The sequence below is a fragment of the Streptomyces sp. NPDC043854 genome (assembly GCF_056436005.1).
Genome location: NZ_JBWKDK010000005.1, coordinates 73,709 through 99,743 on the forward strand (window position 1 = coordinate 73,709; position 26,035 = coordinate 99,743).

General features: G+C 69.7%; 25 protein-coding genes and 3 pseudogenes. 14 read left to right on the plus strand and 14 right to left on the minus strand.

Translation table 11 applies throughout. The features are described 5' to 3' along the window. Positions 1–66: 66 nt before the first annotated feature. On the minus strand, positions 67–330 hold the full coding sequence (locus AC068A_RS06725) for a hypothetical protein (RefSeq protein WP_478581678.1): 264 nt from the start codon (positions 328–330) through the stop codon (positions 67–69). Positions 331–716: 386 nt separating this feature from the next. On the opposite strand from AC068A_RS06725, the gene AC068A_RS06730 reads away from it, so the two are divergent. Both AC068A_RS06730 and AC068A_RS06735 read left to right on the plus strand, forming a co-directional pair. Beyond that, a complete protein-coding gene (locus AC068A_RS06730; protein WP_478581680.1) occupies positions 717–1,307 on the plus strand; it encodes a sugar O-acetyltransferase in 591 nt (196 codons plus the stop codon). Positions 1,308–1,483: 176 nt separating this feature from the next. Beyond that, on the plus strand, positions 1,484–2,017 hold the full coding sequence (locus AC068A_RS06735) for a DoxX family protein (protein WP_478581683.1): 534 nt from the start codon (positions 1,484–1,486) through the stop codon (positions 2,015–2,017). A 12-nt stretch (positions 2,018–2,029) separates the two neighbouring features. On the opposite strand, the gene AC068A_RS06740 is transcribed toward AC068A_RS06735, so the two are convergent. The 4 genes from AC068A_RS06740 to AC068A_RS06755 form a co-directional block, all read right to left on the minus strand. Beyond that, complete coding sequence (locus tag AC068A_RS06740) at positions 2,030–2,755, minus strand: SDR family NAD(P)-dependent oxidoreductase (protein WP_478581686.1); 726 nt, start codon at positions 2,753–2,755, stop codon at positions 2,030–2,032. An 843-nt stretch (positions 2,756–3,598) separates the two neighbouring features. Next, entirely contained in the window at positions 3,599–4,009 is a 411-nt protein-coding gene (locus AC068A_RS06745) for a C40 family peptidase (RefSeq protein ID WP_478581688.1), read from the minus strand. A 424-nt stretch (positions 4,010–4,433) separates the two neighbouring features. After that, positions 4,434–4,985 (minus strand): protein-L-isoaspartate(D-aspartate) O-methyltransferase, encoded by a 552-nt coding sequence (locus AC068A_RS06750; RefSeq protein ID WP_478581691.1) that lies wholly within the window; start codon positions 4,983–4,985, stop codon positions 4,434–4,436. 11 nt (positions 4,986–4,996) lie between these two features. Beyond that, entirely contained in the window at positions 4,997–6,094 is a 1,098-nt protein-coding gene (locus AC068A_RS06755; protein ID WP_478581694.1) for a baeRF2 domain-containing protein, read from the minus strand. Positions 6,095–6,629: 535 nt separating this feature from the next. Between AC068A_RS06755 and AC068A_RS06760 the strand changes: the two genes are divergently transcribed. The 4 genes from AC068A_RS06760 to AC068A_RS06775 all read left to right on the plus strand — a co-directional run bounded on the left by AC068A_RS06760 (position 6,630) and on the right by AC068A_RS06775 (position 11,846). After that, a complete protein-coding gene (locus AC068A_RS06760) occupies positions 6,630–7,673 on the plus strand; it encodes a PP2C family protein-serine/threonine phosphatase (RefSeq protein WP_478581696.1) in 1,044 nt (347 codons plus the stop codon). 726 nt (positions 7,674–8,399) lie between these two features. Next, the gene (locus tag AC068A_RS06765) at positions 8,400–9,185 is read left to right on the plus strand and encodes an IPT/TIG domain-containing protein (protein ID WP_478581699.1); all 786 of its coding nucleotides are present in this window, start codon (positions 8,400–8,402) and stop codon (positions 9,183–9,185) included. Positions 9,186–9,335: 150 nt separating this feature from the next. Then, positions 9,336–10,334, plus strand: a complete 999-nt coding sequence (locus AC068A_RS06770; protein ID WP_478581702.1) for an IPT/TIG domain-containing protein — start codon at positions 9,336–9,338, stop codon at positions 10,332–10,334. Between the two features lie 474 nt (positions 10,335–10,808). Beyond that, the gene (locus AC068A_RS06775) at positions 10,809–11,846 is read left to right on the plus strand and encodes a YVTN family beta-propeller repeat protein (RefSeq protein ID WP_478581705.1); all 1,038 of its coding nucleotides are present in this window, start codon (positions 10,809–10,811) and stop codon (positions 11,844–11,846) included. Positions 11,847–12,034: 188 nt separating this feature from the next. Here AC068A_RS06775 and AC068A_RS06780 read toward each other — a convergent pair whose 3' ends face one another. Beyond that, positions 12,035–13,108, minus strand: a complete 1,074-nt coding sequence (locus tag AC068A_RS06780; protein ID WP_478581708.1) for a magnesium and cobalt transport protein CorA — start codon at positions 13,106–13,108, stop codon at positions 12,035–12,037. Positions 13,109–13,342: 234 nt separating this feature from the next. Here AC068A_RS06780 and AC068A_RS06785 point away from each other — a divergent pair, with 234 nt between their 5' ends. Further along, positions 13,343–14,104, plus strand: a complete 762-nt coding sequence (locus AC068A_RS06785) for a maleylpyruvate isomerase family mycothiol-dependent enzyme (protein WP_478581711.1) — start codon at positions 13,343–13,345, stop codon at positions 14,102–14,104. A 176-nt stretch (positions 14,105–14,280) separates the two neighbouring features. Here the strand turns inward: AC068A_RS06785 and AC068A_RS06790 are convergent. After that, positions 14,281–14,405: pseudogene (locus AC068A_RS06790) on the minus strand (IS630 family transposase); the annotation flags it as partial. A 280-nt stretch (positions 14,406–14,685) separates the two neighbouring features. Between AC068A_RS06790 and AC068A_RS06795 the strand changes: the two are divergent. Beyond that, positions 14,686–15,048 carry an allene oxide cyclase barrel-like domain-containing protein gene (locus AC068A_RS06795; RefSeq protein ID WP_478581714.1) on the plus strand — a complete coding sequence of 121 codons (363 nt, stop codon included), beginning with the start codon at positions 14,686–14,688 and terminating at the stop codon, positions 15,046–15,048. Positions 15,049–15,177: 129 nt separating this feature from the next. Here AC068A_RS06795 and trxA read toward each other — a convergent pair whose 3' ends face one another. Both trxA and AC068A_RS06805 read right to left on the minus strand, forming a co-directional pair. Continuing rightward, the gene (trxA, locus tag AC068A_RS06800; RefSeq protein ID WP_478581717.1) at positions 15,178–15,504 is read right to left on the minus strand and encodes a thioredoxin; all 327 of its coding nucleotides are present in this window, start codon (positions 15,502–15,504) and stop codon (positions 15,178–15,180) included. Positions 15,505–15,967: 463 nt separating this feature from the next. After that, on the minus strand, positions 15,968–17,095 hold the full coding sequence (locus AC068A_RS06805; protein ID WP_478581720.1) for a hypothetical protein: 1,128 nt from the start codon (positions 17,093–17,095) through the stop codon (positions 15,968–15,970). 236 nt (positions 17,096–17,331) lie between these two features. On the opposite strand from AC068A_RS06805, the gene AC068A_RS06810 reads away from it, so the two are divergent. The 3 genes from AC068A_RS06810 to AC068A_RS06820 are packed head-to-tail and all read left to right on the plus strand — an operon-like array spanning position 17,332 to position 19,611. After that, entirely contained in the window at positions 17,332–18,684 is a 1,353-nt protein-coding gene (locus tag AC068A_RS06810; RefSeq protein WP_478581723.1) for a hypothetical protein, read from the plus strand. Continuing rightward, the gene (locus tag AC068A_RS06815; RefSeq protein WP_478581726.1) at positions 18,684–18,845 is read left to right on the plus strand and encodes a hypothetical protein; all 162 of its coding nucleotides are present in this window, start codon (positions 18,684–18,686) and stop codon (positions 18,843–18,845) included. The genes AC068A_RS06810 and AC068A_RS06815 overlap by 1 nt, the downstream gene beginning before the upstream one ends. A gap of 25 nt (positions 18,846–18,870) precedes the next feature. Continuing rightward, a complete protein-coding gene (locus AC068A_RS06820) occupies positions 18,871–19,611 on the plus strand; it encodes a VOC family protein (protein WP_478581729.1) in 741 nt (246 codons plus the stop codon). A gap of 177 nt (positions 19,612–19,788) precedes the next feature. Here AC068A_RS06820 and AC068A_RS06825 read toward each other — a convergent pair. Beyond that, positions 19,789–20,136 (minus strand): annotated as a pseudogene (locus tag AC068A_RS06825) (VOC family protein); the annotation flags it as partial. A 364-nt stretch (positions 20,137–20,500) separates the two neighbouring features. Between AC068A_RS06825 and AC068A_RS06830 the strand changes: the two are divergent. After that, positions 20,501–20,758, plus strand: a pseudogene (locus AC068A_RS06830) (hypothetical protein); the annotation flags it as partial. A gap of 73 nt (positions 20,759–20,831) precedes the next feature. On the opposite strand, the gene AC068A_RS06835 reads toward AC068A_RS06830, so the two are convergent. The 4 genes from AC068A_RS06835 to AC068A_RS06850 form a co-directional block, all read right to left on the minus strand. Further along, on the minus strand, positions 20,832–21,107 hold the full coding sequence (locus tag AC068A_RS06835; RefSeq protein WP_478581732.1) for a hypothetical protein: 276 nt from the start codon (positions 21,105–21,107) through the stop codon (positions 20,832–20,834). Between the two features lie 45 nt (positions 21,108–21,152). Next, on the minus strand, positions 21,153–21,398 hold the full coding sequence (locus AC068A_RS06840; protein WP_478581735.1) for a hypothetical protein: 246 nt from the start codon (positions 21,396–21,398) through the stop codon (positions 21,153–21,155). Between the two features lie 221 nt (positions 21,399–21,619). Next, positions 21,620–22,720 (minus strand): acyltransferase family protein, encoded by a 1,101-nt coding sequence (locus AC068A_RS06845; RefSeq protein WP_478581738.1) that lies wholly within the window; start codon positions 22,718–22,720, stop codon positions 21,620–21,622. Between the two features lie 140 nt (positions 22,721–22,860). Next, positions 22,861–23,673, minus strand: coding sequence for a hypothetical protein (locus AC068A_RS06850; protein WP_478581741.1), 813 nt, complete (start codon positions 23,671–23,673; stop codon positions 22,861–22,863). 257 nt (positions 23,674–23,930) lie between these two features. On the opposite strand from AC068A_RS06850, the gene AC068A_RS06855 reads away from it, so the two are divergent. Next, positions 23,931–24,533 carry an HAD domain-containing protein gene (locus tag AC068A_RS06855; RefSeq protein WP_478581744.1) on the plus strand — a complete coding sequence of 201 codons (603 nt, stop codon included), beginning with the start codon at positions 23,931–23,933 and terminating at the stop codon, positions 24,531–24,533. Positions 24,534–25,153: 620 nt separating this feature from the next. Next, positions 25,154–25,678: an allene oxide cyclase barrel-like domain-containing protein gene (locus AC068A_RS06860; protein WP_478581747.1), complete on the plus strand. Its 525-nt coding sequence runs from the start codon at positions 25,154–25,156 to the stop codon at positions 25,676–25,678. Positions 25,679–26,035 lie beyond the last annotated feature (357 nt).

Here is a 26,035-nt window from a genome sequence, read left to right on the forward strand (position 1 = left end):
ACCCCGGCTTCACCTTCCGCCCTGGGGCCGAACAGGTTCGGTGAGTTGTCACAGCCGATCCCGGGTTCAGCCGCTGCGGTTGCGGGCGCCCATGGCGTACGCGACCAGGACACCGGCCAAGACCCCCCAGACCAGGCCCTGGCCCCCGCCGTGCTCCCAGCCGAGGAAGCCGGCCACCAGGGCGACGACCGCCCCGGCCGCGAGGGCCTGCCGGTTCGTGAGGAACGCCCAGTCGGCTCGGCCCCGGCCGGGCTCCCTGAGTTCGCCGACCGCGGTGCGGACCACCAGGACTGCGAGGACGACGGCGGCGGTGAGCAGTGCCGGTTCCACGGTGCCTCCTCGTCAGCGGTGGGCTGCATCGATGCGCTGGCAGACCTCCGGGGACGCCGTCGGCGTCGGCGTCGGCATCGGTGTCGAGGGCCTCCCTCGTACAGCGATGGTAGAGCCGGCCGCGGCGGTGCCGGCAGGACGGCTGCCAGGCCCGACGGCGGCCGCCGGGCCCACCAGGGCGGCGGCTTGATCCGACCAAGCCGCTCCCGGCCGCCGGCCCGGCGTTGAGGCATCGCTCCACGACGTCGCACCTCGGTCCGGTCTGCCTCGGGCTGCCCGTCTTGACGCCGCTCCGGTGCTCGGCGAGTGTGAACCGTAGCCGCCGGCACGTCGTACGCACAGACGGCCTCGCGGCCGCCGCCGGCTTCCGACCCGGAGGTCACCCCGTGGGCGAGAACAAGCGCCGCATGCTGGACGGCGACTGGTTCCTGCCCGACGACCCCGAACTCCTCGCGGACAGCCAGGCCCGCGCCGAACTCTGCGCCCGGTACAACGCGCCGGGCGTGCTGCCGCCCGAACGCCGTGACGCCATCCTCAGGGAGCTGCTCGGCTCGGTGGGCGACGGGGTTCGGATCCGGCCGCCGTTCCACTGCGACTTCGGCTACCACATCCGGATCGGCGCCGGTACGTTCGTGAACTTCGGCGCGGTCTTCCTCGACACCGCCCCGGTCACCATGGGCGCGGACGTTCAGATCGGCCCGTACGTCCAGCTGCTGACCCCCACACACGCCCTGGACCCCGCACTCAGGAAGGCCGGCTGGGAACGCGGCCTGCCCGTCACCCTCGGCGACAACGTCTGGCTGGGCGGCGGTGTGGTCGTCTGCCCCGGCGTCACCATCGGCGAGGACACGGTGGTGGGTGCGGGATCCGTGGTCGTCAAGGACCTGCCGCCGGGAGTGCTGGCCGTCGGGAACCCCGCCCGCGTCGTGCGCACCCTCGGCCCGGCCGAGTCGGGGCCCGGCTTCACCCGCCCGTGACGTGAGCCTCGTCGGCACGGCTGGCTGCCAAAGCATTCACCGCTGTCACTGTTCGGCCGACATGCGTACGCGCGTACCGCGCATTTCGCCCGGCTTTTCATCACTCTGAGTGCATCCAATGTCACCGGGGGCGGGGCTGCTGCCTCTGTCCCGCCCATCCCACAGAAAGTGCCGGGATGCCCACCTCACCTGTCTACCCCGACCCCCGTACCCCGACCCGCCCCACGACGCCGTACGACGTCGGCCTGCCCCTGCTCCGCCTCGTGCTCGGCCTGATCATGGCCCTGCACGGCACCCAGAAGCTGTTCGGGTGGTTCGACGGCCCCGGGATCGACGCCACCGGAGAGTTCTTCGAGCAGGACGGCTACCCGGCCGGCGCGACCATGGCCGTGATCGCCGGCCTCACCGAGACGCTGGGCGGCCTGGGCCTGGTGCTCGGTCTGCTCACCCCGCTGGCCGGCGCCGCGATCGTCGGCATCATGATCAACGCCATCGCGGTGAAGTGGGCCGGCGATGTGATCGGCCAGCAGGGCATCGAGTTCGAATGCCTGATCACGGCTGCTGCGGCGACGCTGGCCATCACCGGCCCCGGCCGCTTCGCACTGGACCACTTCGTCCCGGGGCTCCGCAACCACCGTGTGGTCTACGGGGTTGCCGCCTTGGTACTGGGTGTCGCACTGGCCGTCCTGGTCCTGCTGCTCAGGGACTGACACGGGGAACCGTCAGAGCGCGGTGTCCGTCTCCTCGGCCAGCGTGTGCAGGAGACGGTCCTGGAACGCCTCGTCGTGGACGGCGGGATGCGGCTGCAGCAGCCCCCGGTGGTACCAGTACCCGCCGGTGACCAGGGCCTGGGGGTCGTCGCTGGAGGCGAGCCACTCCTGGGTCCGATGGCCGAGCTCGAGATCGTCCGGTGCGTCGGGTCCGCCCATCCTGGTCGGCACCCAGCCCGGGTCCACGGCGTTGCTCAGCACCCCGGGGCGCAGGCGGGCCACGGCGGCCGCGAGCGTCGTGACGAACAGCTTGCTGTCGGAGTACGAGCCGGGGCTCTCGCCCCGCCAGTCGACCCCGGCCAGCGAGGGGCGTCCGCCGAAGTGCGAGCCGCTGCTCACGTACACCAGTCGGCGTGGCCCGCGCAGCAGGGCCGTGAGCAGGTACGGCGCGACGATGTTGACCGGCATGACCGCCGGCCCGCTCCACACGCCCGCGTTGTGGATGACCGCGTCGAGCGGCTTCGCCCCGTTCAGCTCGGCGGCGATACGCACTACGGCGTCACGCTCCGTGAAGTCGCCGACGACGATGTCCGCGCCGCCGTCGACCAGCGCGCGGAGGGCCGCGGCGCGTTCGTGGTTCCGGGCGTGCACCACGACCTCGTGTCCTTCGGACAGCAGCGCGTCCGCCGCAGCGCGTCCGAGGCCGTCCGCGGAACCGGTCACCAGGATTCGGCTCATGATCGCACCCTGTCCTCTCGGCGGCCCCGTCCGCGGGGCAGCCATCGAAGGGCTTCAGCTCCTCGTGGAGGGCTGCGCGGCGAGTCGGCTCCTTGCGTGGCCGCCCGGGAGGCGAGCAGGCGCAGGCCCCCTTCGGAGGGTATCCCCGGTTCGGCGGTCGACGAGGCCGAGCGGCAGACCCGCCTCGGGCCTGCCGAGGACTGCTCGACGACGGCGGCCGGCCATGAAACGCCCCGTGCCCGGCGCCGGTGCCGGCGTTTGAGGGGCTTGCGGGCGGCCTCGTCTGCCGGGCCGGGCCGGCACTGGCCCACCTGCACACGCCGGACCCGGCGCTGGGCGCGGGAGGCATCTACCTCCTGATGAGTTCGGACGGCTGCCTCGGCCCGCTCAACCCCATGACCAGCACGTGCAGATGGCGGCCGGACGCGGCGTGGCCCCTGGTGAGGATCGAACTGGCCTACGCGCTGGCCCTGCGGCCGCGGTCGGCACGACGGTGCTCACCGTCCGGACCTCCGGCTCGGCCACGCGACGCTCTCCGCGGCGGAGCGCGACTGCACCACCGCGTTCAAGGCGGGGCGAACTCCACCTCCGACGCGCAGTTCGTCACGGCGATGGGCGAGCTGAACACCACGTGCGAGGGCCGGCCCGGGCGGCGAAACGGGCCGACGCGTACGTCAAACGCCATGATCTACTGGCTCGCCGAGGCTGGCGCGATCCGGCGCAAGACCCCGTGATCACCGTGACCACCCCATCGCACGTCGCCACGGAACCGGCCGGTGTGGGCTTGGCCCGTGTTCGCCGGGCCGAGGCCCAAACCCGCTGCCCATGCCCTGAGGACGCAGGTCAGTTGGCGCGGCCGTAGCGGGCATTCCCGGTCCAGATCCGTTCCAGCCGTACGCGTGTGCCGGGCCGGGGCGCGTGCCAGATCTTGTTGTGGCCGGCGTAAATGCCCACGTGGGAAATGGTTGAGCCTGCGGTGAAGAAGACCAGGTCTCCCGCGGCGCGCTGTTGACGCGAAATGTGGTGGGTGCTCCGGTATTGCTGCGCGGCGGTCCGGGGGAGTTTCCGCCCTGCCTTTCGGAAGGCGTAGAGGGTGAGGCCCGAGCAGTCGAATTCCCTGGGCCCCGTGGCGCCATAGACATAGGGCGCGCCCTCTTTGGAGGCGGCGATGGCGACGGCTTTGGCGCCGTACGGGGAGGCTGCCTCGGCGGGCGTGGCCGGGGCGGATACCGTGGCCAGGGAGATTATGAGCACAAAAGCGATGGAGTGGGGAGCGCGTCGGGTTCTGTTCTTGACGGGCTTGCGCCGGTCAGTTGTGGAGCAGGGCAATCGTGATCCCTTCCGCATTCAGATGCAGGAGCGGCCGGGAAGGCTGCTTTCGGTGACATGCGTACCGGCTCTCGACGACGGACCATTGTTCACGCCGGATGCGGGCCGGTGGTTTTCGGACACGCCGTGAAATATCTCGGTTGGGTAAAGAACCCGGGGAAAGTCGGATGACATGCGCGGCTGCCGACCGGCCGCGCGCCCGGGTGTTCGCGGGCGACTCGCCCGTACCGGCGGCTGGTGGGGCGGCTCTGGCCTAGGCGCTGCCCTCGGCGTAGCCGTGGGCGCCGTACAAGCGGACGAAACAGGCCGAGACAACCGTCCGGCGGCGCCCCAGGCCCCCGGGCAGGCGCTACAGTTCCACCTGCTCCCGCCCGCCCGGGCCCACCGGCTGGACCAGCCGCCCGCCGACGCGCAACTGTGCCACCAGCGGATCCGGAACCTGCGGAAACGCCGCGCAGACCAGGACTGCGTCGTACGGGGCCCCGTCCGGCCAGCCCAGTGTGCCGTCGCCGAGAACGACCTCCGCGGTGCCGAACCCCTGCGCCGCCAGCCGTCGGCGGGCCTCCACGACCAGCTCCGGCCAGCGTTCGACACTGACCACATGCCTGGCCAGGCGGGACAGCAGCGCGGTCTGCCAGCCGAAGCCCGTCCCGATCTCCAGAACCCGCTCGCGGCCGGTCAGGCCGAGCGCGGCGACCATCATGGCGACCAGCGAGGGCTGCGTGGTCACCTGGCCGCGGGGCAGGGGCACGGGGATGTCCCGGTACGCGGAGCCCGCCTCGGCAGCGGGTACGAATTCGGCCCGCGGGACGGTCCGGACGGCCTCCAACAGCCGCGCGTCGGTCACCCCGGCGTCCCGGGCCGCGCGGACAAGGTTCTCGACGGAAGCCTCGCGGACCATGGGGGCTCCCGTCAGGTCGGCGTTCCGGCGTCGGCGTACCGCAGCAGCGCCGCGACACGCCCGCCCAGCCGCAGCTCGTCGTCCGGTACGACGACCAGCTCGGCGGCGGTGCCGACGAGGGCCCGCAGCAGTGCCTCGTCGGCGGATTCCTCGCGTGGCGCCCGTACCCCGCAGGACACCAGTTCCTCCTCGGCCAGGGCGAGCTGGGTGGGCCGCGGGCCGGTCCACAGCTGCCGGGCGGGGGCCGGCGGATCGTTCAGCAGCAGCGCCGAGACCTGGCCGCGCTGCAGGGCGGCGACGACGGCCTCCGGCCCTTCGGCCACGGGCCCGCCAAGGGCCCGGCGGCCGATGAAGACGTTCACCAGCTCCCGGTCGTGTTCGGCCATCCGGCCGGGGAAAATGCTGTTGAGCTGCGGTTCGAGCAGGGCCCGTCCGGTGTCCGTCGGGGTGGCGCCTGCGACCCGTACGACCCTGTCACGCAGGGCGTGCGGCAGCCGCCGGACCAGCACATTGCCCGCCCAGGCGTCACCGGCGACGACGACGGCGTCGGCGTGCGCACGCCGTGCCCACGCCTCCAGCTCGTGGCCCAGCCGGACGGCGCTGCGGTGCCAGGTGGCCACCGCCACCCTGCGGTGCAGCCGCTCACCCGGGGTCACGGCGGAGGCCGGCCAGCTGCCGGACTCCGCTTCCACCCTCACCCAGCCGTGCGTCTCGGCCGTCGGCAGCCCGCTGTAGTGCACCACCACCGCCAGGTAGGGGATCTCCGGCAGATGCTGGGTGACCAGCGGCATCGCGTCCGGCAGGATGCTGTAGCGGGCCGAGTCGCGTGCGGGCGGGCGGGGCAGCTCCCCGTCCAGGACGAGCGAGCCGTGCGCCGCGAAGATCGCCTGCCCGTGCGTTCCGGGCACTTCCGCGTCCGCACCGACCACGTCCTCCAGTACGCCGAGCAGCGCCCGGTCGGCACCCTGCCGGGCCAGGTGCTCACGCAGCCGGCGCCAGCGCAGGGCGATGGCCCGGTCGGGCTGGTCGACGTCCCGGGAAGTGTCCAGGTACACCGAGGCGAACGGGCCGGACTCCGTGTACAGGGGTTCCAGGAAAGACAGCCTCATTCCTCATCACCACTCCCAGGTCGCCCCAGGTGCTCCCCCTTCCGATGATGCGCACGCGAACGGGACCGGTGCAGCCTGGTCGGCATCGCGATCTCACAGCCGGATCGCGCAGCACAGCGCACGTGACGGCCGGGCTCGCACTGCGGGACGGGTGTGGCCTCCTGACAGTGCCGGGGGCCGGCGGGACGCACGAAGCCGTCCGAGGCGCCGCCGCCCCGAACCCGCCGGGAGACGGTCCTGCGCATCGCCGGTGGCACTCCATCCGCAGCGAGCTTGCTGGCGCGCCGCCATGGCCGGCGACGTCCGGGCTGACACCCCCGACGGGCGTACATGCCGCCCCGATGGCATGGCCGGCCGGAGCGGCGTGTTGCGTGACTGCACTCCGGCGTGCGGTCACCGAGCGTGAGCGGCACGTTCCGTCACAGCCCGGAGCTCATTTTGCGCCGATATGATGCATTCTGTGATCAGGTCAAGACGGCCGGGGCGCCGTCGCCCTCCCCGTGGCGGCCGGTGGGACGCTGCCCTGCTGTCACCGGTGATCGTTACCGTCCTCATCACAGCCCTGGCATTCTCCACACCGAGGGAGTTCGCCTTCAGCCGCCTCCTGCCGGCCGCACCTGCTCTCGCCGCCGCGATGTGGCCCGTGCTCCCCACGATCTTGCTGGGGACGTTCTGCCTTGTGGTCATGATCGGCCTGAGCTTCGCCTACACCGACCTGGGGACGCCCTACACGGCGGCTGCGATCATCGCGGTCACCCTGGCGGCCGCATACGCAAGCCATGTCCGACTCCAGCGGGAGGAGACGCTCCTCCACGTCCGGCTCGTCGCCGACGCAGCCCAGAAAGTACTGCTGCGCCCACTGCCGCGCCGCATCGAGGGTGTCGAGATCGAGTCGCTGTATCTGGCGGCCCAAGAGCAGGCGCGGATCGGCGGAGACTTCTACGAGGCGGTCGGCACACCGTTCGGGGTCCGGCTGCTCATCGGCGACGTACGCGGTAAGGGCCTGTCCGCGGTGGGGGCGGCCTCAGCGGTGATCAGCAGCTTCAGGGAGGCCGTGTACGACGAGCCCGACCTGAGGGGCGTCGTCCACCGCCTGGAGGTCAGCATCTCCCGCCACAGCGCTGCCTTCCCCGGCCTGGACCTGCCAGAGCGCTTTGCGACCGCTCTCGTCGCTGAGATCCCGCATGGCGGAGGCCGCGTCAGAATTCTCAACTGCGGGCACCCCCCGCCCCTGCTCGTGCACCGCGGCGAGATCCGCGTCATGGAGCCCTCCACCCCCTCTCCGCCCCTCAACCTCGCATCGCTCATCGGAGACCACTACTGCGTCGACACCTTCACCCTCGCTCCGGGTGACCAGCTGCTGCTGTACACAGACGGTGTCACGGAGACCAGGGGCCGCGACGGCGAGTTCTTCCCGCTGCCGGAGTGGATGCGTCAGCAAAGCCCGACGCCGCCCCGCGAGCTGCTCGACCGGCTTCACCGGGCCCTGATCCACTACAGCGCCGGAAGGCTCGATGACGACATCGCGGTCCTTGCCGTTCGGTGCTCGAATACCAAGGCCCAGGAGCAGCCCGTATAGGCGGCGGGAAGCAGTGGTGGAACTCGCGCCGGACGCCGGCCCTGCACCCGGGTCCGGCCGTTCCAGCCGCGCCGGGCCGCCGAGGCGGGAAAGCCACGCGGCGCGGCCATGGAGCGTGATGTCCTCAAACGTGACGGCCGGCGGTGCGGCAGCCCTCCAGGAGAGACGGCGGCACGGGCGAGCTGTCAAGCTGGTCAACGAGCAGTCCTCGCTGGCGAATTGAGACCGGGATCGGCCATTCACGCCTGAGAATCCATCCTTGGGAAAACATCATTTAGCGGCGCACTCCGGCGTAAAGAGAGCGAATTTGCCGTAATTGCGATTATGGTACTAGCTACTGAGCGATCCAGTTGCACTCTTTCGGCTTTGGCGTCCATCAGATTTAATCGAAATCAAGCGAGACGGACCGCCCGGATCAGTCGACCAGGCCAACGCTTCGAACCGGATGGCGACCCTTTGCATGAGGACCGGGTGACCATTCCCGTGAGATGCGGGACCGTTCCGCCGCGCAACGTCCGACGGCTTCGTGACACACGCCAGCATTGCCCGCCGCAACCGTACCGCCGCTTGCCTCGCTGCGCTGCGGCAGTCCCATCGGTTCCCTCACCCGGCTTCACATTCCCACCGGAAAGCCCGGGATATGCGTGAAGTCGCGGACTCGTGCGGCTCGCTGCCAAGCCGTCCGGCGCCTGCCACTGGAGCATCGCGAACGCAAGGAGATCCGTCATGGCAACCCTCACCTCCCTGACCCCCACCCAGAGCCACAGCGGGCAGACTCTGACCCTCACGGGCACGGGCCTGTCGGGCACGACCAAGGTGAACTTCGGAACGAAGAAGGTCACCCCCGCCACCGTCGGCGCCACCACCGTCACCGTCGTCATCCCGGTGCTGTGCGGTGGCCAGGTCAGCGTCAGCGTCTCCGCGGGAACCACGACCAGCAACTCGCTCGCGTTCTTCTACATCGACCCCCCGGAGCCCGAGGGCCTCAGCTCCAACACCGGTCCGGCCGCCGCCACGTCCCTGAGCGTCTTCGGCAGCGGCCTGCTGACCGCGACCGGGGTGACCTTCGGCGCCGTGGGTGCCGGCACCGGCCTGACGGTCGTCTCCGACAGCGAGCTGACCGTCACCTGCCCCGCGCACGGCGCGTTCACCGGCAGCACCGACACGGTGGACTGCACCGTCACCACCGCCGGAGGCACCAGCCTCCCGCTCGGCGCAGCCACCCAGTACACCTACTACGACGTCCCGACCGTCACCAGCCTGTCTCCCACCTCGGGTGCGGTCGGCAGCAACACCACCGTCACGGGCACCAACCTCGTGGACGTCAGCGTCGTGACCTTCACCCCCACGGGCGGAGGTACGGCGGTCCAGGCCGACTTCACGAGCACCTCCGGCACCACGCTGGTCGCCACCGTTCCCTCGGGACTCGCCACAGGCACGTACGACGTCCGGGCCACCACTCCCGGCGGCCAGACCGCGATCGTCGCCGGCGACGTGTTCACCGTCATCTGATCCCTCGGCCCGGCTCAGGGGTCATCAGTCATCACCACATCGCCGACACCCCGGCACGTCCAGAGACGTGCCGGGCATGAAGTCGCTGCGCCCGGGCACCCGCACGCCAGCCGGGGCGCAGCACCCTGATGAACGCGGAAGGGACAGGTCATGGCCCCAGTGGTGACCAGCGTCAGCCCCACCAGCGGACCAGCCGCCGGGGGCACGGCGGTGACAATCAACGGGAGTGGGTTCAGCGGAGTCACATCGGTGAAGTTCGGGACGGTCGCGACCCCCTTCTGGGTGGTCAACAACACCAAGATCACCGCGACCTCACCGGCGGGCACCGGAACAGTCAACGTCACGGTCACCACCACCAGCGGTATCAGCAACGGTGTCGCCTACACCTACGTCCCGGCCCCGGTGATCAGCTCTCTGACACCCGGCCAGGGCCCGACCGCAGGGGCGAACACCGTCACCATCGCCGGCACCAACCTCGCAGCGGCCACCGCAGTGCAGTTCGGTACGAGTCCGGCCACCATCACCGGCAACACCTCCACCCAGGTCACCGTCACCGTGCCGGCGGCGGCGGCCGCCCCCGCCGATGTCACGGTCACCACGATCGGCGGCGCCAGCAATCCACTGCCCTACTACTACATCCCGCTTCCGGAGATCGCCGGGATCGACCCCGACCAGGGCCCCCTCTCCGGGGGAAACACCGTCACCATCACCGGCAGCAACCTGACCCTCACCAGCGCCGTCAGCTTCGGAACCGGTACGGCCACCGGTATCAGTGTGGTCTCCGACAGTCAGCTCACTGCAAACGCCCCCAGTGGATCGGGCTCGGTGACCGTCACCGCCACCACGCCGGGCGGCACCAGCATGCCGGGGCTGGGAAGCGCCTACTACACGTACCTCGCGGCTCCGAGCGTCAGCAGCCTCAACCCCGCAGAGGGCCCGGCCCTCGGCGGGAACACCGTCACCGTCACCGGCAGCGGCCTGACCTACGCCGACGACGTGCGCTTCGGCAGCGTACCGGTGCCCTTCACCGTGGTCTCCGACACCCAGGTCGTCGCCGTCGCCCCCGGCGGCGCACCCGGCACGGTGACGGTCACCGTGCACACCCCTGCGGGCAGCAGCGCAGGCGTCCCGTATCAGTACCTCACCTGAACCGCGGCCTCCCCGCAACAAGCCGGACAGGCGTCATCCGGGCCGACGTCAGCCGTGCGGCTGATGTGCTGCAGTGACGGCGATTCAGGTCGAGGACCGGGTGGGGCTCCGAGCCCTCCTGGAACGTCCATGCGGTTTGTCCGGCGGTCAGGGCCCGGTTCCCCGGCACCCGGGTCCGAGTGAGGGCGATCGTCCCTGTGCGCGCAGCCGGTCAGGTTGGGCGACAGGTGACCAGCGTGGGCCGATTGGTCCCGGATACCGCATGAAACATGATGAATGGGCTGCCTTTTCCGGCAATGCTGATATATAGGGATGCGCCGGACTGCAGGATCTGTGCCTGCGGTCGTCCCTGTCCCTCGCGTACCCGATGGTGACGTCCGCCAGCGGGGCGTGTTGGGAGGAGAGGAAACAAACATGCTCCCTGGCATTCGCACGGACCGCCCCCCCAGCCCGCTACCAGGCAGGTGGGCAGCAGTGCTCACCCTGGTCCTCACCATCCTCGGCCTGGCCGCATTCCCCCAGGTCCGGGCGGAGGCCGCCCAGGCCGTCCCCCCTGGCACCTATGCCTACGTCACCAACCAACTCGACAACACGGTCTCCGTGATCAACGTTGCGAATCCGGCCACGGCCGTTCCCGGCAGCCCCATCACGGTCGGCACAGGACCGGTCAGGGTGGCGGTCACTCCCGATGGCACCAAGGCCTACGTCACCAACCAAACCAGCTTCACGGTGTCGGTGATCAACACCGCGACCAACACGGTCACCGCCACGATCTTGGTCGGCACCCTGCCTGTCGGGGTCGCGGTGACGCCCGATGGCACCAAGGCCTACGTGGCCAACTCCCTCAACAACACGGTATCGGTGATCAACACCGCGACCGACACGGTCATCGCCACCATCCCGGTCGGAACCGGACCCCTCGAGGTCGCGGTCAGTCCCGACGCTGCCAAGGCCTACGTGACCCACAACAGCAGCAACTCGGTGTCGGTGATCAACACCGTGACCGACACGGTCACCGGCACCGTCCCGGTCGGCGCCGGACCGTACGGGGTCGCGGTCACTCCCGGCCACCCCAAGGCCATCGTGGCCAACTCGATCGGCAACTCGCTGTCGGTGATCAACACCGTGACCGACACGGTCACCGGCACCATCCCGGTCAGCGCCGGACCGCTCGGGGTCGCGGTCACTCCCGGCCGCCCCAAGGCCTACGTGACCCACGGCAGCAGCAACTCGGTGTCGGTGATCAACACCTCGAACGACACGGTCACCGGCACTGTTGCGGTCGGCGCCGGACCGCTCGGGGTCGGGGTCACGCCCGACGGCAAGAAGGCCTACGTCACCAACAGCAACGGCAACTCGGTGTCGGTGATCAACACCGGGTCCGACACGGTCACCGACACCATCCCGGTCGGCGCCGAGCCGCTGGACGTGGCTTTCGGCACCGTGGGCAAGGTGGCCTCCGCCACAACGACTGCCTCGGCTTCGAATCCTCCAGGTGCCGTCAACCGCTGACCCCACCGGGATCATGTCGGGCAACGCCGGCGGGGCCCCCGCCGGCGTTGCACCGCCCAGCCGAAGCCCGTGATCCGCCGCATGGCCGAGGAACTCGGCGTGCATCACGAGGCCTTGACCTCATCGGTGGTGTGGAAGGGGCGGGCTGGCGGCGCGGGCACATGGCTGGCCCTGGTGCGGGAGGAGTCCTATCGCTGGTCCTGGCCCTGGTCCTGGTCCTGGTCCTGTTCTGGGTCTGGGTCCTGGTGCGGGAGGGGCGGTGGAGGTGTGTCCCGGTTGCGGCGGTGGTGGAGCCAGAGGAAGAGGGCCAGGCAGGGCAGCACCAGGCCCAAGACCGTGAGGACGAGGAACGCCGGGAAGCCCCTGATGTGCGCGACGAGCCAGGGGAAATTCTGGCCGAAGAAGCCGACCACGAACGACAGCGGGAGGAAGACGGTCGCGAGGATCGTGAGCCGCTCCATGGTGGCGCTCTGCCTCAGGTTGATCTTGTTCTGTTCGACGGAGATCACCGCGATGTTCGCCTCCAGGACGGTGGCCAGCAGGTCGCGCTGGGCGGCCACCTCCTCGTTCACCAGCAGCAGGTGGTCGTGCACGTTGTGGAAGTACGGCAGCAGCTCGGCCGGCGCCCTGCCGGGCTTGAGCAGGCGGGCGAGCACCGCGAGCAGCGGGTGCACGGCGCGGTAGAAGTCGGTGGCCTCGCGGCGCAGGAAGTAGATCCGCTCGGTCGGGGCGATCACCCCGGAGAAGACCGTGGCCTCGATCTGCTCGATGTCGCGGTCGAGTTCGGCGACGACCGGGGCGTAGCTGTCGACGACCTGGTCGAGGATGGCCCACAGGGTCGAGGCGCTGCCGGTGCGCAGCAGTTCGGGGCGCCGTTCGAGCCGGTTGCGGGCGCCGTGTAGCTCGCTGGCGATGCCCTGGCGGACGGTGATCACGAAGTGTTCGGAGAGGAAGACGCTGATCTCCCCGGTGTCGATCTCCTCGCGCTCGTCGTCATAGCGCGCGGTGCGGAGGATGATCAGCTCGGTGCCGTCCTCGTACTGCTCGGCCTTCGGCCGCAGGTGGGAGGTCCGGGCGTCCTCGACGGCCAGTTCGTGCAGGCCGAAGCTCTGGCGCACCTTGTCCATCTCTTCGGGACCCGGTTCGAAGATGCCCAGCCAGACGAAACCGCCCTGCTCGCAGCACGCGGCCGCCTGCTCCAGCGACATCGGGCCCTCCTGCTGGCGCCGCCCGTCGCGGTAGTGGGCGCAGTCGACGATCATGGCGTTCCTTGCTGTGTCGATGGCGGGGCTGAGACTGGTGCGGGTCGGGTGGTGGCCCTGTGTTTCCAGGATCCCGCGGGCGGGCGTCAGCGGCAGAGGAGCGACGCGCGGTGGTCGAGGAGGGAGAGAAACGAGAGGCCGGAGCACGACCGAGACCGAGGCCGCTATCATTTAAGGACATTAACCATCCACCTCCTCAAGTAGTTCGCCGCATCACCAGAGGAAAGGGCACACATGACCCCCGCCCAGCACGGAGCGGCTGTCGCGGCCGAGACCGCCGCATTCGTTGCCGCGGTCACCGGACGCGACCTCTCCACCCCGGTGCCGACCTGCCCCGGCTGGACCCTGGGCGACCTTGTACAGCACGTCGGCACCGTGCAGCGCTGGTTCGGCGAGCTGCTTCGTCAGCGCATCCAGCAGCCCCCTACCAGCCGCGAGATGGACCTACGCCTGCCGGAGAACGCCGGCGACTTCCCGGACTGGCTGACCGCCGGCGCGGCGGAGACCGCCGAGGTGTTCGCCGCCACCGACCTGGACGCGCCGATGTGGGCGTGGGGGGTTGACCAGCGCGCCCGGTTCTGGGTCCGGCGCATGCTCTTCGAGACCCTCGTCCATCGGGCCGATGCCCAAGTCGCACTGGGACTCTCACCGCACATCGACCGCCCACTGGCGGTCGATGGCATCGGCGAGTTCCTCACCAACCTGCCGTTCGCATCCCCCTTCGCGCCGCTCACCGCCCAACTGCGGGGCCCTGACCGGACCATTCGCTTCAGCTGCACGGAGGGCGACGACGACTGGCTGGTCGGCCTGCGCCCTGACGGCTTCGGCCTGTTGGCCGACCGCGCAGACTTGCACACGGCAGACGCCACCATCCGGGGAACGGCCTCAGACATCCTGCTGCTGCTCTACGGCCGCCTGGACCACCGAAGCGACGCCTTCCAGTTGCTTGGCGACCCGGATCTGCTCGCCCACTGGTTCGCCCACTCCGCGTTCTGAACCTGTCTGCCCTGTCCTTGTGCCCAACCGGTCTAGGCGGTGTCCTTCGCGTTCTTCTCGAACGACCTCACGCTGCAGTCCGGTTTGTGGAGCTTCGCCGAGGCAAGCCGCCCGCCCGCGAACCCCGAGTACCAGTCAAGCCGGCCCTTTGGCCTGCGACTTCAAGATCGCATGCCTGCGTTCGCGGCGATGAACTCGCGTAGCGGGGCTGTGCGGTCAGGTGGATGCGCACGTTGCCCCAGACCAGCACGATCGGCTCGCCGAGCTGGATACGGGCACGCACCAACAGGTCGCGGAAGTCGATAGCCAGTCACCACCTGCTACTGCATTGGAGGTGATGTGACCCGTACGACTGGCGAGTCCCGCACCACAGGCACACGATCCCGTGGTCCGATGAACACGGGTGATGAGCGCCTCCCCAAGGACGCTCTCCTTTCCGTGAAACCGCCAGCCGTGAGGGCTTTGACATGCGTAATTTCGGTTTGTTCGCTCGAAGTTCAGTGGCCGCCCTGAGTGCGGTCCTGTTCAGTACCCCGCTCGCATCAGCTGCTGACGGCGGGCCTCCCACACAGAGCGAACAGGTGATCACGCTGATCGCCAAGACCACCCAGCTCACCCCGGAAGGCTCGGGTGACACCCAGGGCAGCGGGTTCGTTCTCGCCAACGACCTCTACCGCGACACCCAAAGGGTCGGCACCGGTGGCGGCGAATGCACCATCACCCGAATCGAAGGAACCACAGGCACTCTCCAGTGCCTGATCACGTTCGCTCTCTCCGACGGCGACATCACCGTCCAGGGCCACGCCCCCTACTCCCCACCCCCCCACGACCTCACGCTCGCCATCAGCGGAGGCACGGGCGAGTACAAGACAAGCAGCGGCTACGTACACGGCCACGTGATCAACGACACGGAAACCCAACTCACCTTCCACATCTTCAGCTGAGCTTGAGGAGTCTTCCGCTCACCGCTCGGTGGACTTGATCACCCGAACAAGGTTCTTGTTCGGGTGATCTCGTGGTGGTCGGAATGTGGCGGGGCCGCGTCCTTGCGCCGGCAGCGGTTCCCGACGGGATCACGCGTGGATGAAGTCGGCGAGTTCCCGTTCCAGGGCCGCCTTCGGCTTGGCGCCGACGATCGTCTGCCGGACCTCGCCGCCTTGGAAGACGTTCAGGGTGGGGATGGACATGACGCCGAATCTCGCCGCGGTGGTGGGGTTCTCGTCGATGTTGAGTTTGACGATCTCGATCTTGTCCCCGTATTCGGCCGCGATGGCTTCCAGGGCGGGGGCGATCTGGCGGCACGGACCGCACCACTCCGCCCAGAAGTCGACGAGGACCGGCTTGTCGTTCTTGAGGACGTCATCGTCGAAGGAAGCGTCGGTCACGGACTTGAGAGCCACAGCGGCCTCCCTCTCTCTGTTCTCAGGTCCCCGTCAGGCGACGAGGAAGTTCTCGGCAGCCCACAGTGCTGCGGGATCGTCGGCCGGTCCGCCCGAAGGCGGCGCCGGGATGCGGGCGACCACGCGATCACCGCGCCCACCGTATCGGCTCACGTACGCCCGTACGGGATGCCACTCGGCATTGCAGGCCGACGTCCGCGGAGTTCATTTCGTTCGCGGTTCCTGCTTGACGGCTGGTCCCACCGCAGGGCGGCGGCCCGTACCCCGTCCGCCGCATGTCACCCCACCGCCTCACCCTGGGTCCGTGCCGGATGTCCTCACCGGGAACAGGGGGGCATCGCGACGGCGCAGATGAGCATGACGGTCCAGCCGGCGTCCCATCGCGGAGGCCGGCTGTCCAGGACGTACGGCGTGGGCACCGCCACGAGCGCGACAGCGGCGAGCGGAGCCGGCCGGTACGGCGTCAACGCGTTTCCGGCAGGATGATCCCGTGGGCGTTGGCGGTGGTTCCCGGCCGCAGTGTCCACGGCACCGGTGTGGTATCGGTGAGCCATCCGCTCGTCAGGAGCCGGCTCACGACGAGGGAGCGCAGGCCCCGGCGCAGGTCCCATCCCAGGCCGGAGCACAGCTGGCGGTAGGAGGGGCCGTGGCCGTGCTCCACACGGAACGCGACGGTGAACTGCGCGGCCAGCTCGCCGCGGTCGGGGTGCTTCTCCTTCCAGGTCTGGTAAGCGTCGCGCACGTAGCGCGGCGCCGGAATGACCACGCGGCTGGCCGTGAAGGCGGCCGCCACCTGTTCGAGAGGCAGGCGGCAGATGACGCAGTTCTCGACGGTTTCGGCGTGCCGTCGCAGTCCCGGAGGTGCCTTGGCCTTCCACTGCGCCCAGTCGTCCGGGCTGATCCGCTGCGGGTGGACGCGGGGCGGTGTCGGTGGGGCGGGCGAGTTCGCGTCCGCGGGGTGGGGAAGCCTCCCGGTGAGGTGCTGCACCCCGGCATGAAGGCGGTACTGGTCGCCGGAGAGGTCGATGAGGAAGCCCTTCTCCAGCAGCTCGGGCAGCACGGCGCGGCAGGCTTCGGGAAGACCGCCGGGCAGCGTCCCGTGGCGCTCGGGAGAACCGTGCGCGGCCAGGAACAGGGCTGCGAGCCGTACGGCCGGGGCGGTCTTCCGGAGCGGCTTGGAGGCGAGAGTGCGGGCGGTCCAGCCCGATACCCGGGAGCGCGCCTGCTGACCGCAGGGCAGGGGGTGGTCCGTCTCGACGGCCAGAGCCGGCACCGTCACCGCGACCGGGGCCTCCGGGGGCCCGGTGAGCAAGAGTTCCGGAATCTGCCAGCCCAGGCCGCGCAGCGCGGCGACCGCCCGGGCCGGGTCGGTCAGCTTCAGCGACCGCAGGTCCTGGCCCGTGATGTTCCCGGTGCCGCCCCGGGCGGCCCGGATGGCGATGACCACCGCGAGCAGCTGGGCGTCCGGGGAGGGCAGGGGCAGTGCGGCCACGTACGACAGCAGAAGGCGTGCGGTGCCGCCCTGCTGAATGGTCAGCAGGTACGGCAGGACAGGCGGGGCGGGGACGACAGGCGTTGACACAGCATGCATAACGCCCCCGGTCGGTGGGCGTCACGCCTTGCTGCTCCGTACGGCGAGAAACGCCAAAAGGGAGGGTACGGCCGCCGTTTCCATCGGAAACGGTCGTCGCGGGGCCTGTGGTCAGCGCGGGGAGATCCAGTGCCGAGGGTCTGCGCACGGATCCCCGGACGACGCTTACGCAGGGAAGGGGCCCGCTGCCGCTGTCCGCGCTGACCGGTCCCGAGGTTGCCGACGACCGGGAGTTCGTGCCTGACGTCCTGCGGCGCCGCCTGACCGAGGGCTGGCTGTCAGCGGAGCAGCTCTTCACCGAACCGGCGCCCGCGGCTGAGGCCCTGGCGTGCCTGCCCCAGGGCGAGGAGTCCGTCCGCAAGGCCGTCAGGGAACTGACGGCCCCGATGGGCGCCGACCCCGCCGCCTGGCTCTCCCTCTACCGGCAGGTCAACCGCTTCCAGGGGACGGCCACCGAACTCGTGGCCGCGGCGTGTACCGACGCCGAGCGCAGCGGCCGCAAGGCCCCGTCATGGCCCCGCTCGACCGGCGCCGCATTTCCCTGCCGGGAGCCCGAAGGTCCCCGCGGCCTCTTCCAGCGGTTGCTGGAGTACGCCGAGGAGGAGGTGCAGGAGGCCCTCGTGCCCTCCATGGACGGCCGGGCCGTTCAGCACCTGCTGGTCTTCGGCTCTCCCTCGGCACGGATACGCGGACGAATCACCGCCGTCCACGGCAGGTCCGCCCAGCTGGGCAACGCCTCCCGATGGGACCTGCCGGCCGAGACCGTCGAGGAACTCCACGATCTCGACGACCCCGAGGTCAACGAGAAGCTCTACATCCACGGTGCCATCGCCTGGGAGGAGCGTGCGCGGATCCTCGCGGGCCGGGGGCGGCGGGGCGGCCAGGTCCCGGTCACCGACGAAATTCTGGCCGAGCTCGGCTGGATCGACCTGCGTCATCACCGGAGCTGGGTGACCGCCGGCCTGCTGTCCGGCGACCCCCGTGTGCTGAGGGTCGTGCTCGCCAGGATCAAGGTTCATACGGAAGGCGGCCGCCTGCGTGCGCTGATCCGGCTGTGGGAGCGGCACGGCCCGGAGGCGGTCCAGTCGCTCATGGAGGAGCAGCGGTTCCCCGCCCGGAGCAGCGCCGAGCACCCGCTGCCCGCGACCAGTCACCGGACCGTGCGGGAGGCCCTGGCCGCGCCCGACGGGCTCGCCCTCCTCCGAGCCCGGCTGGCCGCCGAGGAGGACCCCGTACGGCTGGTGTCCCTGCTCCGCCGGACAGCCGCCGGTTCGGTCGCCGAACGGGTCCGCCACCTCGCGGATGAGGGAACCGCCCTGCCCTGGCCGCAGCTCGTGCAGGCCCACACCGCCGAACCGCGGTCGGCAGACCTCCTGGTTGCCCTCGCCCAGCAGCATGACTGTCCACGACTGCTGCTCCTCGAGGCGCTGGGTGCCAAGCCCCTGCTCCTCAACGCCGACGGCACGGGCTGGCTGCCCCAGGCGCTCAATGACGGCCGCCTGACCACCGTCGACGTCCTCCGGCGACACCGCCCGCCCCTGAGATCCTCTCCTTCCTCGTCGCCGCCCACGCCCCCTGGTCCGGCGTAGTGGGCCCGTACTGGCGTCCGCTGTACCGCGAAGCCCGGAGACTGGTCCGGGAGCAGCTGGGCAACGACCCGGAGGCGTGGGAAAGGGCACTCCTGCTGCTGCCGAACTTCACCGGCTCCCTCCCCGAACTCCTCTTCGCCGCGGCTGCCGTGAACGCCTGAGGCAGCGGGTGCATAGGGTGCCGGCATGGCACTGCGACCTGTTCAGGTAAACATCAAGGCTCTTGATCACTCGGCGGTCGGCCGGTTCTGGGCGCAGGCGCTCGGCTGGAGGGCTTACAGCCCCGGCGTGACCACCTACGTGGGCCCCGTCGGCGACTTCCTTTGGCCGGACCCGGTCGCCGTCGGGATCGACGTCGTTCCCGTCCCGGAACCCAAGACACCAACGAAGAACAGGGTGCACCTCGATCTCGCCACCACCTCTGCGGCCCACCAGGCGGAGTTGGTCGCGCGCCTCCAGACTCTCGGCGCGACGCCCGCCCACGTGGGCCAGGGCAACGTGCCCTGGACGGTCCTCGCCGACCCCGAGGGCAACGAGTTCTGCGTACTGGAACCTCGGGATGTCTACCGGGACACCGGGCCGATCGCCGCCGTGGTGGTCGACTGCGCGGATCCGCGGGCCATGGCCCGGTTCTGGGGTGAGGCGATGGACTGGACCCTGCACCAGGTGACCGACGATCAGGCGGTGTTGCGCTCCGCCAAGGGTGTCGGCCCGTATCTCGAGTTCCTCCGCACGCCCGACGTGAAGACCGTGCCGGACCGCGTCCATCTTGACCTGCTGCCGTACCCCGGTGACGACAAGACAGCGGAGGTGGCCCGGCTGCGGGCCCTCGGCGCCACCGACCTCGACCTCGGCCAGGGCGACGTCCCGTGGACCTGCCTGGCGGACCCGGAGGGCCACGAGTTCTGCGTCCTCGCCCCGTCCTGACGCGGAGCCTGGTGGGTTGGTCTGCGGCGTCTCGGTCGATTCGGGCGGAGAGAGCTTGCGTGTCGGGGGTGAGATCGGCTCGCTCGCCAACCACGCCTCTCAACTCGCCAACCGGAGCGGCAGGGCAGGCACTCCCGCGCCCCCACCATCGCTGCTGCACGGTCCCTGCGGCGGCCTTCAGCTGAGCTGCTCGGCCAGTCCGACGATGATGCCCTCGGGTCCGCGGACGTAGCAGAGCCGATACACGTTCTCGTACTGCGCCAGCTCGCCGACGAGTTCGGCCCCGTGGGTGCGCAGGCGGGCAACGACGTCCTCGATGTCGTCGACGGCGAACATGATGCGACGCATGCCCAGGGTGTTCGCCGGTGCGTCCTTCGGCTCGGCGCTGATTGCTTTCGGCCTGTGGAACTTCGCCAGCTCGATGCGGCCGCGGCCGTCCGGGGTCTGCAGCATGGCGATCTCCTACCGGACGTCGTCGAGCCCGATGACCCGCTCCACCCAACGTCCCTCGATCGGCGCCCTGCCGCACGCCTTCGACGCCGGGTGCGATCGTGATCGGATGCACGAGACAGCCGCCGCTCTGGCCACCGCACGGCGGCCCCTCGCCGCGCCCCGGGAAACCGACTGGCTGCGGGACCTGACCTCCGATGACGGAGTCACCGGATTCATGCCGCCGGCACTGCCCGACGCGGCCTGGGTACTCCACTCCATGTACGAGCACGAGCTCGGGCCGACCGGCATGTCGTTCGTCGAGTACCAGCGGGCAGCGCTGATGGGCGGCGGTCCCGAGATCATCCCGGGCCTCGACCCCGCGGATGTGCTCGCCGCCACCCCGGGCGAGCCCCCCGGCCCACGCTGGCGCCGACTGCGATGGGCGGAGCTCGCCCACCACGCCCCCGCCGCGGCCGGCCTGCGCACTGGCGACCGCGTCCCGTTCGCCATGGCGGGCGCCTACGCCTGGGACATCTCGCACCACGACTTCCTCATGCACCCCCACCCGGGCTTCCACCACCTGAACCCGGGCTGTCCCGGGAAGTGTCATGAATCAGTCGCGACGCCAGCGGCGCCGCCGGCCGGCGAGGACGCAGGCGATGAAGGCCACAGTGAGCAGGCGGGCGGCCTTGGGCCTGGCCGTACCCCAAACTGATGGCGTCGGTGAGGATGATCGCGACCTGGCGGTGAGAGGGGATCCTGGTCAAGGGCATGAATCAGCGCAGCGCTCATGCGCTGTCCACCCCCCGCAGGCGCCGGGCGGTGTCCATGTCGTCCTGGAGCGCGCTCAGGCGGGGGAACGGTTCGCGGGTGGGGTCCAGGACGCATACGTGGAGCTTGTCTCCGGCGCGTGGTGGCGGCACGGTTTCGTCCCACCAGGAGGGGTGCTTGGCCTGGTCGATGAAGCCGAAGGCGCCCTTCGATCCGTCCACTTCGACTTTTGCGCCCACAGGGGCGACCGCGACGACCGTCACGTCGAGTTCCTCGTGATCACGGAATCTCAATTCGGCCCTCCAAAGATTCGATTTCGATCCAGCTGCGTTTCTGGGTCAGCTCGTTGACCGGTCGAGCTTGTCCACGGGTATCTCGAAATCGATGCGCGGCGCGCCGTTTGGCCCGTTCCTGTCGTGGACATCCGCATGGTCGCCGAACTCCTCGAGGAATGAGAGGTGCATTTCGTACTCGACCATCGTCTTGGCGAAGTCTGCTCCCGCCGGCCCGGCGTACTCCGAAGCGACGGCCCGTTCGCCGAAGTAGATATTGCCGTCCGAAATGGTGTCGCCGCCGATGTCCACCCCGGGCTGGCGGTTGGCAGGGTTCGGCCCATGGTCGAGATCGTACTGGCCGTGCCGGGGGCGCCCGGTAGGTGACCCTGGCGAGGGGGCAGTGGTGGGAGGCCCCTGTGGTGTTGCAGCCGCCGGTGGAGCCGATGCCGGCCGGTTCGTCGACCCCCGTCGTGTGGCCCGCCGCTTCGGCGGGCCACAGTGGCGGAGTAGAAGGCCTGCTTCGCCGCAGGTCAGGGGGACGCCGGCGCGGCCGGGATCATCAGACGGCGCAGCAGGGGGGTGAGTGGGCGTTCCACCAGGCGGTGCAGGAGCCAGGCGATCAGCATCGCGCCCGCGGTCACGCCGAGCAGGGTCGGCCAGGCGCCCCACTGCTCGTTCCACCGCCAGATCACCCGCACGCCCAGCGATTGGTGCACGAGGTAGAGCGGGTACGAGATCGCGCCCGCGACCGGCAGCCAGCGCCACTGGATCCAGTCCAGCTTGCCGAGCGCGATCAGCCCCATCAGCAGGTACATCGCGGTGATCGCGGTCAGGCAGACCTTCCAGTTGATGCCGTGCCCCTCGCCCTCCATGATCGCCGGGAGGCGGTGCTGCATCAGCAGCCAGGACAGCGCCAGGATGCCCAGGGTCTCGCCCTCTATCCGGCCCGCGCGGCGGATCAGGTAGAAGGCGATGCCCGCGATGAAGAAGGGCGCCCACCGGGGCACCAGGAGCTGGTCGAGCAGCGCGATGCCCGACGCCGGCGCCAGGACCGAGCCCAGCGCCCAGACCCAGCAGAAGGTCGCGACCCGGCGGTAGCTGGTGCCCAGCAGGACGACGAGCGAGAAGACCAGGTAGAAGCGCAGCTCGATCCAGAGCGTCCAGTACACGTTGTCCACGCTGTTCACGCCGAGGGGTTCGTGCAGCATGGTGAGGTTGGTGAGCATCTGGCCGACGGTGACCCGCGGCTCGCCCGGTGTTTGCGGGCCCAGGCGGGCGGCCGCCGAAGAGAGGACGACGGCGGCCCAGTAGAGCGGGAACAGCCGCAGGATCCGGCCCTGCCAGAACTGCTGGAGCGATTTGCCCCAGCCGGACATGCAGATGACGAAGCCGCTGATCATGAAGAAGAAGACAACGCCCAGCCAGCCGAACTCGGCGACCCGGTGCAGCGTGGGAAAGAGCTCGACCGCCGTCCGCTGCCAAGGGATCGTTCCCGAGCCCGCCAGGTAATGGAACAAGACCACCGACAGCGCCGCGAGCAGCCGCAGCCCGTCCAGGACCGCTATTCGCGACGCCCGCACGGAACCGGACCCACCGGTGACCCGCTCGGCGCCGTTACGGCCCAACCACATGGGCCGTTGGGCCCGTCTGATCGTATCGATGCCGCTCACGCGGAGGTCAACGCGATCGAGTACCGAAGCCGCAGGCGACCCCGGCAGGCCGGAGTCCCCGGTGCGCACCGCCTTGTCGGGTGTGTACTGCCGGTGTGCGTTCACTTCCCGCTTCGGCTGGTTTTCGGGTTCCGGGAGGCGTCCCAGGATGCGCGCACGGCCGCCTCGAGTGCGGCGTCGTCGAGATCCCCGTGTTCGGCGAATTCGGGATCGGCCGCGTAGTCCTCGAGGATCATGAACACCTGGTTGAAGAGAACGCCGAGTGCCCCCTGGATCCGTTCGCCGTTCGCCTGGGAAGCACGACGGGCTTCCCACCAGCCGTGTGCGAAGTCCGGTGCGCTGCAGGTCCCGTCGGTGAACGTGTCGAGCAGCGCCACTTGCCGCGCCGCCGCACTCGCCGGGTCGATGTCGTCGAGGTGGGACCACGCCCGGTGCTCGGGCCCGTACGCGGCTGCCACGGCCAACAGAGCGGGGTGACGGCCCGAGAGGACGCGCGCATAACGGCCGAAGCGTGCGTGTGCCGTGTCGGTCCCTTCTCCGACCGCCGCCGCCATGAACGCGGCGGTTCCCGCTATCAATGCGTAGCCCCATTCGGGAAAGAGGACCGCTCCTTGCAGGCCGGGCGTGCGCAGCATGAACGGCGGGTGAATGTCCGTGCCCTCCGCGTCGGTGGACAGCCGGGACGCCGTACGGGAGATCCCCTCAGGGCCGTCCGCGAGGTTCGTGGCAAGGACGTACGGTGCCCCGACCGCGCGGCATCCGGCCGCAATCCGACGGGCCAGCGCCGCATCGAGCTGTGCACCCGCAGGCATCGGGGTCACCGATTTGTCCCGCAGCCAGGACGAGGCGAAAATTCCGTCCGAGCCCAGCACAGCCCGCAAGTCCGATGCGTCGTCGTGTGCTGAATCGGTCATCACAGAAACCCTTTGTCGATGATTCCCTGGAACTGTTTGTCGCCCAGTTCGGCTTCTTCACTTGAAGCGACAGTGTTTGTCTGCTGATTCGGGCGGCAGTTGCGGATCTCGAGACTCGTGAATGTACACGAGAAATAGCGGCACGGTGTCTGGCGAGGGTCTCTCTGCTCGTCTGAGTCGGCCGGGAACAGGGCCGGTCGTCAGCCCCTCCTCTTCGAGGCGATCGATGGTGGTGCTCGTCGCTATCCTGTGCTGCTGTGACTGACTCTGTGCGGCGTCCCCTGCTGTTCCTTGATGTCGACGGACCGCTCATCCCGTTCGGCGCGGAGCCGCAGCAGTATCCGACCTATGCGACAGGTCCCGATCTTCGTCAAGCCGACGCGAATCCGCTCCTGACCAGGATCAATCCCGAGCACGGACCCAAGCTGGCCGCGCTCCCGTGCGAGGTGGTCTGGGCCACGACATGGATGGATGACGCTAACGAGTGCATCGCTCCCTTGATCGGACTTCCGCAGCTGGCCGTGGTGGTCTGGCCAGAGCCGTCCGACATCGATGACCAGGATGAACGTGGTGGACTGCACTGGAAGACCCGCGCCCTCGTGGAATGGGCGGCGGGGCGGTCGTTCGTCTGGGTCGATGACGAGGTCACTGACACTGACCGGGTCTGGGTCGCCGCCCACCACCCGGGACACGCTCTGCTCCACCGAGTCGATGCCCGTCTTGGTCTGACCGATGGCGACTATGCGGCGCTCGATTCGTGGCTGCGACAGCCGTCCGGGGCGGGGAAGGGCCGACAGCAGTGCACGGTGACGGCCCGGCGCCCGGAGGGCGGCGGGCCGTCGAGCGGGAACCTGGAGTGATCAGCCGCCTTGCGGACCGTTCGTCACGACTGCGGAGATCCTGGAGCGGCACTTCCCGCCGGAGCTGCGACCTGGACCACACTCCACCGCCCAGAAGCGGCTGACTTCCTGGACCGATGCCCAGGGCGTGGACGGACTCGTCATCAAGGGCTTGGGCCAGAAGCACCTTCCGAACGCTCGCGGCTGGTTCAAGGTCCGCCGGCCTGAGACCAGTGAAGCGATCATTAGCGGCATCACCGCCACGCTCCGGCGGCCACAGCTACTCACGGGCGCCAGACGTGTTCGGGCGTAGTCCCGTTCAGCCTGGCCGCTTCCACCGTTCGCACCGTGCTCGAGGCGCTCGTGTACTCCGCCTCAGGAGATGGTAGACGGCAGCCGGCCGAAACGTCGCAGCGGTTCAGTGCCCCTGGCCCGGAACGGCCGGCCACAGGTTGGCCACCAGCCCCGGCCGAGGGAATCCCCCTTCGGGAAGCCGCACTCGCCGCATGGACTCGATCAGGCAAGATTCCGGCCCGTCCCGGCGCGCCGCGTTATGCAGGGAATCCGGCAAGGTAAGCATAAGACCATAAGTGATAAATCATCACTTATGGACAATCGTCCACTCTCTCAGGAGACGCAAGATGCGCCGTTTCAAGGCACTGGGGCCAGTCGCGGTCGCCGCGCTGGCCGCCGTCCTCGCCTGCTCACCTCTCGCGCAGGCAGCCACCCCGCCCCCCGGCACGAACTCTCGTGGCGGTGGCGACGACAAGGTCATCGAGTTGGTCGCCATCCTGCAGCAGTCGGCCATCATCGACGAGGGCACGCCAGGGCTGAGCCTCGGCGACGAGTTCGTCGGTTCCGATGAGCTCTTCCGTGACGACGTATCGGTCGGCAGGGACGGTTTCGTCTGCACGGTGACCAGCCTTGCGCCGGACCTGCGGGAGTGCCAGGTCACCCTCCGTCTGCCCGAGGGTGACATCACCCTCCAGGGGCTCGCCCCGGTGATCACCAGCTTCCCCACTGAGTTCACTCTCGCCATCACTGGTGGCACCGGCGCATTCAACAACGCAGGCGGTTTTGCGGACGGGGTCAACGTCGACAGCACCCGGACCGAGATCACGCTCCACCTTGCCAAGCGATCTGGTTCGCAGACGCCCGGGCAGTAGCGGCAGATGCGGTCGAGGATCTGGTCGGCGGTCTTGGTCAACTGGGAAGGCCTGGCCTCGTCGTTCCAGACCTTGATCCACTTCTCGAGCGCGGCCTTCAGCTCCGTCGAGGGAGCAGGAAGCGCCGCGCTCGGGGCAGCGCCGTTCCAGTGCGACATCTGCACCTGCCGAGGACGATGGCCTGCCCCTGTGGAGGGCAGGGAGCGATTCGCCCGTTGGGCCATCCGCTTCTGGCAGCAGGGCATCGCCGGGATGAGTGATCGCTCCAGCCGCCCCCCCACCACGCACAAGGTGCTATCCGAGGTCCAGCGGCACTTCCACGAGATGGCCTTGAGGGTGCGGCCGCGGCCGACCCAC